This window comes from Pseudomonas sp. stari2, from assembly GCF_040760005.1.
Classification (GTDB): Bacteria; Pseudomonadota; Gammaproteobacteria; order Pseudomonadales; family Pseudomonadaceae; genus Aquipseudomonas.
Window position 1 is genome coordinate 4,162,871 of record NZ_CP099760.1, and the last position, 13,852, is coordinate 4,176,722.

The following is a 13,852-nucleotide window of genomic DNA, read 5'->3' on the forward strand; positions in this document are numbered from 1 at the left end:
AGTGCATTGCGACGACGCTCACCCAACACATGGCAAAAAGCCTACACGGCGTCATTACAAAAACCTGCATTCAAGCACTCAGGGAAGCTGCGCCTTGAATTCCTTTTCATACTGCCCGGCAAGCTGTTCTTTCTGCTTATCGTCGAGCAACTTGCCGGCCATCTGAAAGAACTTCTGCTCCTCTTCCTTCAAGTGGTGATGGACCTTGTCCGAGAGCTTTTTCGCTGTGGCCAGCCAGGCCGGGCTGGACATTTCGGTCTCGTCGAGCTCCTCCATCATTTCGTCCATTTCATGGTGTTCGGCGATGGCGTGGCGGCTGAGGTCGACGCCGTTGTCGAACTCCATCAACGGGATGTAGAAGTGGCGCTCTTCGGCTGTCTCGTGGGCTTGCAGCTCGGCCTTCAGTTGCTTGTAGGCTTCGACGCGCTCCGGGGTGTCGCCGCTGTTCTTGATCAGGGTCCTGGCGTAGCCGCGTTGACGATCGTGGCTCTCGCGAAGGGCTTCGAAAATGTTCATGGACTCTCCCAGGCAAACGCATTCGGAATGAACGCCTTCAAGGGCTAGACCCCGGCGCGGGAGCAACGGTTCCGGGCGATTGCCTCAATCGACTGCCGCACGATAGGCTGCGGGTTCATCACTACAAGGAAGACAACATGACGTTGCGGATCGAGCTGTCACAGGACCCCACCGAAGAACAGCGCGCAGCCATCCTCGCGCCCCTGCGAGCCTATAACATCGCCAAGGCAGGGCCTTCGCTGTACGAGCCGGTCGCGCTGCTGGTGCGCGACGATAACGACGCAATCCTCGGTGGCCTTTATGGGCACACATTCTATCGGTGGCTGTTCATCGAGTTGCTGGCCGTGCCGGAAGAAGGCCGGGGCCAGGGTATCGGCTCGAAACTGATGCAGATGGTCGAGGAATTTGCGCGAGAAAAAGACTGCGTGGGAATCTGGCTCGACACCTTTGAGTTTCAGGCGCCCGGGTTCTACAAGAAGCTTGGCTATGTCGAGTGTGGCGAGATCAAAGATTATCCGCTGGGGCACAAGCGGCACTTTTTCCAGAAACGCTTGATTGATTGAGTTCAGCGTCCCCCTCGCCAGCAAACTGGCGAGGGTCGCAGACATTTCAGCGCATTCAACCGCTCGTTACAGACAGGTCGCCAACGCCGCCAACCGGCGCTTGGCGACAAAGTCGTCCTTCTGCGCGTAATAGTTCAGCACCGTGCCCGACGCATCAGTGGTCAAGTCGACGAACGACTCCGCCGAACGGGTATAAACCGTCGAGCCGCCCTTCTTGCCCGGTTGCAGATAGGCCGCCGCATCCACGCCGAACACCGCTTCGTCCTGCCAGGCGAATTGCACACACTGGGCCACAACTTTCTCGGGCTTGTCCGAGTTCAGGACTTTGTAAGGGGTTTGCGTGCGGGCGTCTTCCATCACCGAACCCGCGCAACCGGCCAGCAAGGTTGCCGCCAGTGCCACCATCAGCATTCGCATTGCATTCGCTCATTCGGAAAAAAGCGGACTGTATCACCGCAACGCGCAAAATCGTTCTGCTTTACTGCATTTAGCGCGCGACACCCGCCGACAGCTGCGGCACATTAAGGTCATCAGCCCTACAAGGAAGCCCCATGGCGCCTACCGACCAGCGACATGAACATGCCCTCAAACTGTTTCTCGACGCACGCCCTGAGCTACGAGAAACCCTCGACCATCTCAATCCGTTACTGGCCCAGGCCAAAGGCGAAACTCCGGCGCAGTACCGCGAGGAGCGTCTGCACGAGGCCTTTGAAGCCGAGGCCGAAAGCCAGGGTTTGTTCGCCTGGGAACTGACGCTGCAACTGACTGCAGCCACACCCGAGGAGTATCAGGCGCAACGCCTGGAAGTGCACCGCGAGGTGGCGGAGATGGCCGGGATGGAATGGTTGGAATATTGCGACCTTTATGGCATAGAACTCTGACCTCTACGCAAGGACATCCGCGCCAATGCTGCCAACTGCCTCGACTCACCGCGCCAGCCCCGGCCACTTGCATACACAGAAATGGCGCGGTCGCATAGGGCTGGCAATGGTCGCCGCGCTTTCGGTGCTGGCGGGGATGACCGATGCCATCGGCTTCATGGCCAGTGGCGACTTCGTTTCATTCATGAGCGGAAATACCACACGGCTGGCGGTGGCGATCAGTGATGGCGATGTGAGCCTGACGCTGCGGCTGGTGATCCTGGTCGCCACGTTCATCCTGGGCAACGCCCTCGGCGTGGTGATCGGTCGCTTGGGCGGGCGCCGCGCACTGCCCTTGCTGCTGTGCATCGCGACGCTGCTCTGCGGGGCCGCCGCCTGGCCGTCCGAGGTACAACTGCCGGCACTGCTGGCGGCGATCATCGCCATGGGCATGCTCAATGCGGCGGTGGAGGAAGTGAACGGTCTTGCGGTCGGGCTGACCTATGTCACCGGTGCACTTTCACGGTTCGGTCGCGGTCTGGGTCGCTGGATAATGGGCGAGCGACGCAATGGCTGGCGCGTGCAACTGGTGCCGTGGAGCGGCATGTTCATCGGCGCCATCCTCGGTGCCGTGCTGGAGCATCATCTGGGGCTCAAAGCGCTGTACGCCAGCGGCTTGCTGGCTGCGCTGATCGGCCTGGTCTCGTTGAAAATCCCCCGGCGCTGGCAGTTGGGTTACATGCCGCGCTGAAGTCTGCGGCAACATCCGCTTCGCCGCCCCGTCGAGAAAGCTTTATCATGGCCGCAGTTTTGCTGATCGAGTCCGTCATGAAGTTCGCCATTGCGTTGTTTTCCGCCGCCCATGCCCCCTCCTCGCGCCGCGCCCTGCTGTTCGCGCAAGCTGCGCTGGCCGGTGGGCATGAAATTGTTCGGCTGTTTTTCTATCAGGATGGCGTCTACAACGCGTCCGACGCCGTGGTCACGCCGCAGGACGAACTGGACCTGCCCAAGCAGTGGCGCAACTTCATCGCCGAACAAAACCTCGACGGTGTGGTGTGCATCGCCGCAGCTCTGCGTCGTGGCGTGTTGAATGCCGAGGAAGCCGGGCGTTATCAGCGTGATGCCGTGGCCGTCAGCGCGCCGTGGGAATTGTCCGGCCTCGGCCAGTTGCATGATGCGGTGCAAGACGCCGACCGCCTGATCTGTTTCGGAGGCGCATGACATGGCCAAGTCCCTTCTGATTATCAGCCGTCAATCGCCGTGGTCCGGCCCCGGCGCCCGCGAAGCGCTGGACATCGTGTTGGCCGGCGGTGCCTTCGATCTGCCGATCGGTTTGCTGTTTCTCGACGACGGTGTGTTGCAACTGGCTGCCGGGCAGAACGCCAAGGCCCTGCAACAGAAAGACCTGAGCGCCAACCTGCAAGCATTGCCGATGTTCGGCGTCGAAGAGCTGTTCTACTGCGCCGACAGCGCCAATGCCCGCGGCCTCGGCGATCGTTCGCTGGATGAAGCGCAGCCTTTGGCCGCCGAGCAAATCACCGCCCTTATTGACCGTTACGACCAGGTGATCACCCTCTGATGTCGACTTTGCATGTGTTGTCTCATTCCCCGTTCGGTGACGAACGCCTGACCAGTTGCCTGCGTCTGCTCGGTTCTGCCGATGCACTGTTGCTGTCTGGCGATGCCGTTTATGCGCTACAACCCGGCACCGCACCGTTCAGTTCATTGGAAACCCGTCGGGTGAAACTGTTCGTGCTGGCCGAAGACGCGCAAGCCCGTGCCGTGCAGGTTCCGGAATGGGCCGAAGCCATCGATTACCCGGCCTTCGTCGAACTGTCGATCTACCACGACAAGGTCAACACCTGGCTATGAATGCGCTGACTGTCGGCGCCCGCGCCATTGAACTGGATAAGGACGGCTTCCTGGTCGACCTCAACGACTGGTCGGCAGAAGTCGCCAGCGCCCTCGCCGCTGCCGAAGACATCGAACTGAGCGCCGAACACTGGGAAGTCCTCGAACTGCTGCGCAGCTTCTACGCCGAATTCCAGCTGTCGCCGGCCACCCGGCCGCTGATCAAGTACACCGCGCTCAAGCTCGGCGCGGAGAAAGGCAACAGCCTGCACCTGAACCGACTGTTCAAAGGCACCCCTGCCAAACTCGCCGCGAAACTGGCGGGCCTGCCCAAACCGACGAATTGCCTATGACCGACTATCCAGCGCTGACCCTCGAAACGCCCGCCGAGCATCCGTTCGCCCAATTTGTGCGCATCCTCGGTAAGGGCAAGCGCGGCGCCCGTGACCTGACCCGCGAGGAAGCAAGGGAAGCCATGGGCATGGTGCTCGACGAAGCCGTCGAAGAAACCCAACTCGGCGCCTTCCTGATGTTGCTGCGGCACAAGGAAGAAAGCGCCGAGGAAATGGCCGGTTTCACCGAGGCCCTGCGCGAACGTCTGCAGGCGCCGGCGCTGAACGTGGATCTGGACTGGCCGACCTACGCAGGCAAGAAGCGTCACCTGCCGTGGTATCTGCTGGCGGCCAAGTGCCTGGCGCAGAACGGCGTGCGCATCTTCATGCACGGCGGCGGCGCACACACTGCCGGGCGTTTGTATTCCGAACAGTTGCTCGGCGAGCTGAACATCCCGCTGTGCCGCAACTGGCAACAAGTCGGCGCAGCGCTGGACAACGGTGGCCTGGCCTTCATGCCGCTGGTGGACTGGGCACCGCAGTTGCAACGGATGATCGACCTGCGCAACACCCTCGGTTTGCGCTCGCCGATCCACTCGCTGGCACGGATTCTCAATCCGTTGGGCGCGCGTTGCGGTTTGCAGAGCATTTTCCACCCCGGCTACCAAGCGGTGCACCGCGATGCCAGCGGTCTGCTCGGCGATACGGCGATCGTGATCAAGGGCGACGGCGGCGAAATCGAGATCAACCCGGATGCCGACAGCCACTTGTACGGCACCACCGGCGGCGAGAGCTGGGACGAGGAATGGCCGCAGTTGTCGGCGCAGCGTCACGTCAAACCGGCGTTGCTGGATATCGAGCATTTGAAGGCTGTCTGGCGCGGCGATGTGGTCGACAGCTACCCGCAAATGGCGCTGATTTCGACCATGGCGTTGGCGTTGCGCGGCCTCGGCCAGAGCCGTGAACAGGCTTTCGAAATCGCCGAGCAATACTGGGCTGCACGGAACAAATCGATTTAACCGATCATTCACGCCCGATCTTTGCGCTTTTTGTTCGAACTCATCGGAATAGACTCCACTCCAACGATTATTGGTTTCTGGAGTCTTGATCATGGGTTTACTCGTCGACGGCCGCTGGCAGGACAAGTGGTACGAAAGCAGCAAGGACGGCGCGTTCCAGCGCGAACAGGCGCAGCGCCGTAACTGGGTCACTCGCAACGGCGAGCCTGGCCCGAGCGGCGAAGGCGGTTTTGCCGCCGAAGCCGGGCGTTACCACCTTTATGTCTCCCTCGCCTGTCCGTGGGCGCATCGCACACTGATTCTGCGCAAGCTCAAGGGCCTGGAAAGCCTGATCGACGTTTCCGTCGTCAGCTGGCTGATGCTGGAAAACGGCTGGACCTTCGACCAGAACCTCGGCTCGACCGGCGACAAACTCGATCACTTTGACTTCATGCACCAGCGCTACACCGCTGACACCGCCGACTACACCGGCCGCGTCACCGTACCGGTGCTGTGGGACAAGAAACTCAAGCGCATCGTCAGCAACGAATCGGCGGAAATCATCCGCATGTTCAACAGCGCCTTCGATGATTTGACCGGCAACGATCTGGACTTCTATCCGGCGCCGTTGCGCAGCGAGATTGATGCGTTGAACGAGCGAATCTATCCCGCCGTGAACAACGGCGTATACCGCGCCGGGTTTGCCACTTCGCAGCAGGCCTATGAAGATGCGTTCGATGATGTGTTTGCCGAACTGGATCACCTGGAACAGGTGCTGGGCGCCAACCGTTATCTGACAGGGGAATACCTGACTGAGGCGGATGTACGGTTGTTCACCACGCTGATTCGTTTCGACGCGGTGTACCACGGGCACTTCAAATGCAATCTGCGGCGGATCAGCGATTATTCGAATCTGTCGAACTGGCTGCGTGAGATGTACCAGTGGCCGGGCATTGCCGAGACAGTGGATTTCCAGCACATCAAGAACCACTACTACGGCAGCCACAAGACCATCAACCCGACCGGGATTGTGCCGAAGGGGCCGAAGCAGGATTTCAATGTGGCCCATGACCGGGACAGGTTGGGCGGGAAAGGGGTTTGGCGCAGAGGTTGAGAACCAGATCGTTCCCACAGCGTGGGAACGATCCCTTCAGAGTCGTCAGATTTGACCCTGAGCGCCCTCGAACCACGCCAGTTTCTCGCGCAGTTGTACCACTTCGCCGACGATCACCAGTGTCGGCGCATGCACTTCATGCTCCGCCACCAGACGCGGCAGATCGGCCAGTGTGCCGGTAAAGACTCGCTGATTGACCGTAGTGCCCTGCTGGATCAGCGCTGCCGGAGCATCGGCCGCGCGACCATGCTTGATCAATTGCTCGCAAATGATCGGCAACCCCACCAGCCCCATGTAGAACACCAACGTTTGCGCCGGCGCGACAAGGTCGGCCCACGGCAGATCGGTGGAACCATCCTTCAAGTGCCCGGTAACGAAACGCACCGACTGTGCGTAATCGCGATGGGTCAGCGGAATTCCGGCATACGCCGCACAACCGCTGGCCGCCGTGATCCCCGGCACCACCTGGAACGGGATGCCATGGGCCGCCAGTTCCTCGATCTCTTCGCCGCCACGGCCGAAGATGAACGGATCCCCGCCCTTCAACCGCACCACGCGCTTGCCAGCCTTGGCCAGGTCTACCAACTGCTGGTTGATCTGATCCTGCGGCACAGCGTGATCGGCGCGACGCTTGCCGACGTAGACACGCTCGGCATCACGACGGCAAAGCTCAAGAATCGCCGGTGCCACCAAGCGGTCGTACAGCACCACATCGGCTTGCTGCATCAGACGCAAGGCGCGGAAGGTCAGCAGATCCGGATCGCCCGGCCCTGCGCCGACCAGATACACCTCGCCAGTGGTAACACTCGCTTCGCCGTCGATTTTCGCCTGCAATAGACGCTCCGCCTCGGCGCCCTGCCCGGCCAGTTGCCGATCTGCAATCGGCCCCTGGAATACGTCTTCCCAAAAACCGCGACGTTGCTGCACATCCGGGAACAGACCTTTGACCTGATCGCGGAACCGCGCAGCCAGACCGGCCAGATGACCGTAGGTCGAAGGAATCCAGGTTTCGATCTTGGCGCGGATCAGCCGGGCCAGCACTGGCGCATCGCCGCCGCTGGAGACCGCAATGATCAGCGGTGAACGGTCGACGATCGCCGGGAAAATCACGCTGCACAGCGCTGGCGCATCGACCACATTGACCGGCACGCAACGCCGATGGGCATCGGCGGAGACTTGCGCGTTCAAGGCTTCATCGTCGGTGGCGGCAATGATCAGCCCGCAACCGTCCAGATCCGCTTCGGCGTAACCACGCAACCGGCATTCACCACCGCTAGTGGCAACCAGTTCGCGCAGTTGCGCCTCGATTTCAGGTGCGACCACCCGCAGCAGCGCACCGGCATCGGCCAGCAGGCGGGATTTGCGCAAAGCAATTTCCCCCCCACCGACAACCAACACACGACTGCCGCGCAGGTTGTGAAACAGCGGCAGATATTTCATTTAGCCGATGACCTCGAGGCCACCCATGTACGGCTTCAGCACGTCCGGTACGCGGATCGAACCGTCGGCCTGCTGGTAGTTTTCCAACACCGCAACCAAAGTACGACCGACCGCCAGACCGGAACCGTTCAGGGTGTGCACCAGCTCAGGCTTGCCGGTTTCCGGGTTGCGGAAACGCGCCTGCATGCGGCGGGCCTGGAAATCGCCGCAGTTGGAGCACGACGAAATTTCACGGTACTTGTCCTGGCTCGGGATCCACACTTCCAGGTCGTAAGTCTTGACCGCGCTGAAGCCCATGTCGCCGGTGCACAGCGCCAGAGTACGGTAAGGCAGACCCAGCAGTTGCAGGACTTTCTCGGCGTTGGCGGTCAGGCTTTCCAGCGCGTCCATCGACGTCGACGGCTCGACGATCTGCACCATCTCGACCTTGTCGAACTGGTGCTGGCGAATCATGCCGCGGGTGTCACGACCCGACGCGCCGGCTTCGCTGCGGAAGCACGGGGTGTGGGCGACGAACTTGATCGGCAGCTGTTTCGAATCGATGATTTCGCCGGCCACGATGTTGGTCAGCGACACTTCGGCGGTCGGGATCAAGTACAGATCGGCTTCGCCTTCACGGGCGATCTTGAACAGGTCTTCTTCGAACTTCGGCAACTGACCGGTGCCTTGCAGCGCAGGAGCCTGAACCAGATAAGGCGTGTAGGCCTCTTCATAGCCGTGCTCGGTGACGTGCAGGTTGATCATGAACTGCGCGAGTGCGCGGTGCAGGCGGGCAATCGGGCCGCGCAGCAGGGCGAAACGGGCGCCGGACAGCTTGGCGGCGGTTTCGAAGTCGAGCCAGCCGAACTTCTCGCCCAGGGCCACGTGGTCCTGAACCGGGAAATCGAAAGCAGTCGGAGTACCCCAACGGCGGACTTCGACGTTGCCGTCTTCGTCTTCGCCGACCGGTACCGATTCGTGCGGCAGGTTCGGGATGCCCAGCAGGATCGAGTCCAGTTCGGTCTGGATCGCGTCCAACTCGATTTTACCGGCGCTCAGTTCGCCCGCCATGCGCTCGACGTCCGCCATCAGCGGCGCGATGTCTTCGCCGCGCTGCTTGGCCTGACCGATGGATTTGGAACGCGCGTTACGCTCAGCCTGCAGTGCTTCGGTGCGGGTCTGGACGGTCTTGCGCTGTTCTTCCAGCGCTTCGATGCGCGCGACATCCAGGGCAAAGCCACGGGAAGCCAGGCGGTCCGCTACGTCCTGGAGGTTGCTACGTAACAGTTTGGAATCGAGCATGTCGGTTTCTCGTTATCAAAGTTTGGTCAGGGACAGGCCGGCCCACGTCGCGAGCAGCCCGCCGAATACGCTGATGGCCGCATAGCCCAGGGCCAGCGGCACTTGCCCGCTTTCCAGCAGACGCACCGTATCCAGTGAAAAGGATGAAAAAGTCGTCAGCCCCCCGAGGAAGCCGACCATCAACCCGGCACGCACCTCGATGGGCACTTCCGGGCGTATCAAAAACAGGCCGTACAACACGCCGATCAACAGGCAGCCCACGATATTAACGGCCAGCGTCGCGGTATAGAAGTGCCGCGGCCAATTGGCGTTGACCCAATTGCCGGTGGCGAAGCGCAACAAGGTGCCGGCAATCCCGCCGACGGAGACTGCAACGATCAATGGAACCACTATTTTCTCCGCTGCCGGGGGCTTAAACGATCGAGTTGGGCGAGGTGGTTGAGCTTCTCGCCGATCTTCAGTTCCAGACCACGGGGCACCGGTTGGTAGAACGGAATCGGGTCGAGTTCTTCCGGGAAATAGTCTTCGCCGGCCGCATAGGCGTCCGGTTCGTCGTGGGCATAACGATATTCGTCGCCGTAGCCCAATTGTTTCATCAGTTTGGTCGGCGCGTTGCGCAGGTGCAGCGGCACTTCCAGGGAGCCATGTTCGGCGGCGGCGCGCAGCGCGGTCTTGAAGCCCATGTACACCGCGTTGCTTTTCGGCGCACAGGCCAGATAGGTAATGGCCTGAGCCACTGCCAACTCACCTTCCGGGCTGCCGAGACGCTCCTGCACTTCCCACGCGGCCAGGCACAAACTCAGGGCGCGAGGATCGGCGTTGCCGATGTCTTCGCTGGCCATGCGCACCACGCGGCGGGCCAGGTACAGCGGATCGCAGCCGCCATCGATCATCCGCGCGAACCAGTACAGCGCGCCATCAGGATTCGAGCCACGCACCGACTTGTGCAGCGCGGAAATCTGGTCGTAGAACGCTTCGCCGCCCTTGTCGAACCGCCGGCGAGTGTCGCCGAGCAGGCTCTGCAGCAGCTCGGTGCCCATCTCACTGTTGTCTTCGGCCAGGTCCGAGGCGTTTTCAAGCAGGTTGAGCAGGCGCCGGCCATCGCCATCGGCGGCGGACAACAGCATCTGGAAGCCTTCATCGCTGAGGGTCAGATGACGCTTGCCCAAACCACGCTCTTCGGTGAGAGCACGGTGCACCAACTTACGCAACGCCGCTTCGTCGAGGCTCTTGAGTACATAGACCCGCGCCCGCGACAGCAATGCGTTGTTCAATTCGAACGAAGGGTTTTCGGTGGTGGCGCCGATGAAGATCAGCGTGCCGTCTTCAACGTACGGCAGAAACGCATCCTGCTGGGACTTGTTGAAGCGGTGCACTTCATCGACGAACAGGATCGTGCGCTTGCCGTACTGGCCGGCCTGCTGCTTGGCAATCTCCACCGCCTGACGGATCTCCTTTACGCCGGCCAACACGGCCGACACCGTTTCGAAGTGCGCATCCGAAACTTCCGCCAGCAGCCGCGCCAGGGTAGTCTTGCCCACGCCCGGCGGGCCCCAGAAGATCATCGAATGCAGAGCGCCCTGCTCCAGCGCTTCGCGCAGTGGTTTGCCGCGAGCGAGCACGTGTTCCTGACCGACGTACTCATCCAGATTGGTCGCCCGCAAACGGGCGGCCAGTGGCTGGGCAATCGGTGCACTGCGAAACAGATCCATCACGTACCGTTGAAACCTCTGTGTTTATTCCTGGATCACATCGGCACCCTTCGGGATGTCGAACTTGAACTTCGAGGCCGGGACCGCTTCGTTGGCCTTCACCCCGGTGAACAAGATGTTGGTGCGCTGGCCGACACTGTCGATCAGTTGCATGTCATTGACCAGACCGTTGCGGAACGACAGGCGCAGGCTGTCGAACAGGGTGTCCTTGGTTTTCGGCTTCAGCGTGAAGTCAATCACGCCGCCAGCTTCCTTGGCGCTGATGTCGAAGCTCTGGCTGATCTTAGACACATCACCGGACAGCAACAGGGCCGGGGTCTGGGTTAGACGCTCGTCCAGTTTCTTGATGGTGGCCTGCTCCAGGTCCGGGTCCCACAGGGTGACCTTCTTGCCGTCGGAGACCATGGTCTGCTCGGCCGGCGCATTGGTATGCCAGTAGAACAGGCCTGGACGCTGCAGGGTCATGTCGCCGGTGGTTTCCTGCAACTGGGTGCCGCTGCCGTCGAGGGTCAGTTGGGAGAAATTGGCCGTCAGGGTCTTGGATGTTTCGAGCAATTGGGTCAGGCGAGCCACATCCTTGTCATCGGCGTGAGCCGTGAGGGTGGTCAGAGCCAGTACCGGCAGCAACATGCGGATAAGACGCATGGGAGTCCTCTTGAATACGCGTGGGAAAGTGGACGGCGCCTCATGCACCGTCCATTGCATTTGAATCAGTCGCGCACCGGGCCAGGGGCCAGGACTTCGCGGGAACCGTTGGTGTTCATGGACGTCACGACGCCGGCCATTTCCATGGCTTCGATCATGCGCGCGGCACGGTTGTAGCCGATCTTCAGCTTGCGCTGTACGGCGGAAATGGAGGCACGACGGCTTTCCAGCACGAACTGCACGGCTTCGTCGTACAGCGCGTCGGCTTCCGGATCATCACCGTCACCACCGCCGCTGCTGCCTTCGAAACCACTGCCCGCCTCTTCGACGCCGTTGAGGATGTCGTCGTTGTATTCCGGCGCGCCGCGCAGTTTCCAGGCTTCCACCACCCGATGCACTTCATCGTCGGATACGAAGGCGCCGTGAACCCGGATCGGCAGGCTGGTGCCCGGCGGCATGTAGAGCATGTCACCGTGGCCGAGCAGTTGCTCGGCACCGCCCTGGTCGATGATGGTCCGGGAGTCGATCTTGCTCGAAACCTGGAACGCCATGCGTGTCGGGATGTTGGCCTTGATCAGACCGGTGATCACGTCCACCGACGGACGCTGGGTCGCGAGGATCAGGTGGATACCGGCCGCACGCGCCTTCTGGGCGATACGGGCGATCAGTTCTTCAACCTTCTTGCCGACGATCATCATCATGTCGGCGAATTCGTCCACGACCACGACGATGGTCGGCAGCTTCTGCAACAGCGGCGCTTCGTCGTGGATGCTTTCGCGCTTGTACAGCGGATCGCTCAACGGCTCACCGGCGTCCTGGGCTTCCTTGACCTTGGCATTGAAGCCGGACAGGTTTCGCACGCCCATCTTCGCCATCAGCTTGTAGCGACGCTCCATCTCGGCAACGCTCCAGCGCAGGGCGTTGGCGGCATCCTTCATGTCGGTCACGACCGGGCACAGCAGGTGCGGAATGCCTTCGTAGATCGACAGTTCCAACATTTTCGGGTCGATCATGATCAGCTTGGCGTCGTCCGGGCCGGACTTGAACAGGATCGACAGGATCATCGCGTTCACACCCACCGACTTACCGGAACCGGTGGTACCGGCCACCAGCAGGTGCGGCATCTTCGCCAGGTCGGTGATGACCGGTTTGCCGCCGATGTCGTGGCCCAGGGCCAGGGTGACCGGCGATTTGAAGTTGTCGTACTCGGGCGTCGACAGCACTTCGGAGAAGCGCACGATCTGGCGGTCTTCGTTAGGGATTTCGATACCGACTGTGGTTTTGCCCGGAATCACTTCCACCACCCGCACGCTGGTCACGGCCAGCGAACGTGCAAGGTCTTTCGCCAGGTTGGCGATACGGCTGACCTTCACACCGGCAGCCGGCTGGATTTCGTAACGGGTAATGACCGGGCCCGGATGGATCGAGTCCACGGTGACTTCGACGCCGAACTCCTTGAGCTTGATCTCCAGCAAGTGGCCAACCGCCGCCAGGGATTCGGGCGAGTAGTTGAGCTGTTTCTTTTCCGCAGGATCGAGGATCGAGATAGGCGGCAAGGTGCCTTCCACGGCGCTGTCGACGAACAACGGCACCTGCTTCTCTTTCTGCACGCGCTTGCTCGGCTCCGGCGCCTTGACCGGGGCCGGGGCGATGACCGGCGGAACCTGCTTCTCGCGCTCGGACATGTGTTTGCTCAGGGCCTGCTCGCGCTCGATCAGACGTTCCTTGACCTTGGCCTGCTCGCGTTTGTCGGTGACGGTCGGAGCGACCACGTCGTGCACCCGGTCATCGACTTCACGCAGTTGCGCCACCAGTTGCTTGCGCTCGGTACGCGCCGACCACCAGCGATTGATCGCGCCCTGGAACAGTTCGAACAGGTCGAGGGTGATTTTGCCGGTGACATCCATCACCTTGAACCACGACAGGTCGGTGAACACGGTAAGGCCGAACAGGAACAGCGCAATGAACAGCAATGTGCTGCCCTGAATGTTCAGGGCGTTGCGGGCCAGGTCACCGAGGCTTTCACCCAGCGCCCCGCCTGCACCGGCCGGTAACGCAGTGGCGGCATGGAAATGAATGTGTGCCAGCGCCGCGCCGGACAGCACCAGAAACACCAGGCCGATCAGGCGCCAGGAAAACAGCCAGCCACTCCACTGCCATGGTTCGTGGCGCTGACGGAAGATCTGATATGCCTTGATCGCCAGCAACAACGGGAAGATGTACGCGAAGTAACCCAGCACCATGAACAGGATGTCGGCGCTGTAGGAGCCCGCCGGGCCGCCGAAATTCTGCACGTCGTCGATCTTGCTGTTGTGGCTCCAGCCCGGATCATCCTTGCCGTAGGTCAGCAAGGCCATCATGAGGAACAGGCACAGAGCGCCGATGGCGATCAATGCACCTTCCTTGAGCCGGTAGTGCAATTGCTGGCGCCAAAGCGGAACGACTGTTTTTGGTGCTTCCGTGGATTTCTTCAAAACGCTTCTTTTCCTGCGCCAGCGGCGCGTCCATCTATTGAATGACGATAAAAAACTGCCCAGTCC

At 61.2% G+C, this 13,852-nt stretch carries 17 protein-coding genes; 9 read left to right on the plus strand and 8 right to left on the minus strand.

The window, feature by feature from the left end; translation table 11 throughout:
• Positions 1-78 precede the first annotated feature (78 nt).
• Positions 79-516: a hemerythrin domain-containing protein gene (locus tag NH234_RS18995; RefSeq protein WP_367253857.1), complete on the minus strand. Its 438-nt coding sequence runs from the start codon at positions 514-516 to the stop codon at positions 79-81.
• Positions 517-653: 137 nt separating this feature from the next.
• On the opposite strand from NH234_RS18995, the gene NH234_RS19000 reads away from it, so the two are divergent.
• The gene (locus tag NH234_RS19000) at positions 654-1,079 is read left to right on the plus strand and encodes an N-acetyltransferase (protein ID WP_085712366.1); all 426 of its coding nucleotides are present in this window, start codon (positions 654-656) and stop codon (positions 1,077-1,079) included.
• A gap of 66 nt (positions 1,080-1,145) precedes the next feature.
• Here NH234_RS19000 and NH234_RS19005 read toward each other — a convergent pair whose 3' ends face one another.
• Positions 1,146-1,496, minus strand: a complete 351-nt coding sequence (locus NH234_RS19005; protein ID WP_169430925.1) for a hypothetical protein — start codon at positions 1,494-1,496, stop codon at positions 1,146-1,148.
• A gap of 134 nt (positions 1,497-1,630) precedes the next feature.
• Between NH234_RS19005 and NH234_RS19010 the strand changes: the two genes are divergently transcribed.
• The 8 genes from NH234_RS19010 (at position 1,631) to NH234_RS19045 (ending at position 6,234) form a co-directional block, all read left to right on the plus strand.
• Positions 1,631-1,960, plus strand: a complete 330-nt coding sequence (locus NH234_RS19010) for a DUF6388 family protein (protein WP_367253859.1) — start codon at positions 1,631-1,633, stop codon at positions 1,958-1,960.
• Between the two features lie 25 nt (positions 1,961-1,985).
• Complete coding sequence (locus NH234_RS19015; RefSeq protein WP_085732130.1) at positions 1,986-2,690, plus strand: YoaK family protein; 705 nt, start codon at positions 1,986-1,988, stop codon at positions 2,688-2,690.
• 77 nt (positions 2,691-2,767) lie between these two features.
• Positions 2,768-3,160: a sulfurtransferase complex subunit TusD gene (gene tusD, locus NH234_RS19020; protein ID WP_085732267.1), complete on the plus strand. Its 393-nt coding sequence runs from the start codon at positions 2,768-2,770 to the stop codon at positions 3,158-3,160.
• 1 nt (position 3,161) lies between these two features.
• A complete protein-coding gene (tusC, locus tag NH234_RS19025) occupies positions 3,162-3,518 on the plus strand; it encodes a sulfurtransferase complex subunit TusC (RefSeq protein WP_085732131.1) in 357 nt (118 codons plus the stop codon).
• Entirely contained in the window at positions 3,518-3,811 is a 294-nt protein-coding gene (tusB, locus tag NH234_RS19030) for a sulfurtransferase complex subunit TusB (RefSeq protein ID WP_367253862.1), read from the plus strand. Before tusC ends, tusB begins: the two co-directional genes overlap by 1 nt.
• Positions 3,808-4,143 carry a TusE/DsrC/DsvC family sulfur relay protein gene (locus tag NH234_RS19035; protein ID WP_085732133.1) on the plus strand — a complete coding sequence of 112 codons (336 nt, stop codon included), beginning with the start codon at positions 3,808-3,810 and terminating at the stop codon, positions 4,141-4,143. Before tusB ends, NH234_RS19035 begins: the two co-directional genes overlap by 4 nt.
• Positions 4,140-5,141: a glycosyl transferase family protein gene (locus NH234_RS19040; RefSeq protein WP_085732134.1), complete on the plus strand. Its 1,002-nt coding sequence runs from the start codon at positions 4,140-4,142 to the stop codon at positions 5,139-5,141. Before NH234_RS19035 ends, NH234_RS19040 begins: the two co-directional genes overlap by 4 nt.
• Before the next feature lie 91 nt (positions 5,142-5,232).
• A complete protein-coding gene (locus NH234_RS19045) occupies positions 5,233-6,234 on the plus strand; it encodes a glutathione S-transferase family protein (RefSeq protein WP_367253864.1) in 1,002 nt (333 codons plus the stop codon).
• 45 nt (positions 6,235-6,279) lie between these two features.
• On the opposite strand, the gene cysG is transcribed toward NH234_RS19045, so the two are convergent.
• From cysG to NH234_RS19075, 6 genes are all read right to left on the minus strand, one after another.
• Positions 6,280-7,674: a siroheme synthase CysG gene (gene cysG, locus NH234_RS19050; protein ID WP_367253866.1), complete on the minus strand. Its 1,395-nt coding sequence runs from the start codon at positions 7,672-7,674 to the stop codon at positions 6,280-6,282.
• Complete coding sequence (gene serS / locus NH234_RS19055; protein ID WP_367253868.1) at positions 7,675-8,955, minus strand: serine--tRNA ligase; 1,281 nt, start codon at positions 8,953-8,955, stop codon at positions 7,675-7,677.
• A 15-nt stretch (positions 8,956-8,970) separates the two neighbouring features.
• Positions 8,971-9,345 (minus strand): fluoride efflux transporter CrcB, encoded by a 375-nt coding sequence (gene crcB, locus NH234_RS19060; RefSeq protein ID WP_007958188.1) that lies wholly within the window; start codon positions 9,343-9,345, stop codon positions 8,971-8,973.
• Positions 9,345-10,667 (minus strand): replication-associated recombination protein A, encoded by a 1,323-nt coding sequence (locus tag NH234_RS19065; RefSeq protein WP_007958186.1) that lies wholly within the window; start codon positions 10,665-10,667, stop codon positions 9,345-9,347. The genes crcB and NH234_RS19065 overlap by 1 nt, the downstream gene beginning before the upstream one ends.
• A gap of 24 nt (positions 10,668-10,691) precedes the next feature.
• The gene (gene lolA, locus NH234_RS19070) at positions 10,692-11,312 is read right to left on the minus strand and encodes an outer membrane lipoprotein chaperone LolA (RefSeq protein ID WP_007958184.1); all 621 of its coding nucleotides are present in this window, start codon (positions 11,310-11,312) and stop codon (positions 10,692-10,694) included.
• Between the two features lie 65 nt (positions 11,313-11,377).
• Positions 11,378-13,786, minus strand: a complete 2,409-nt coding sequence (locus NH234_RS19075) for a DNA translocase FtsK (RefSeq protein WP_085712378.1) — start codon at positions 13,784-13,786, stop codon at positions 11,378-11,380.
• Positions 13,787-13,852: the final 66 nt, after the last annotated feature.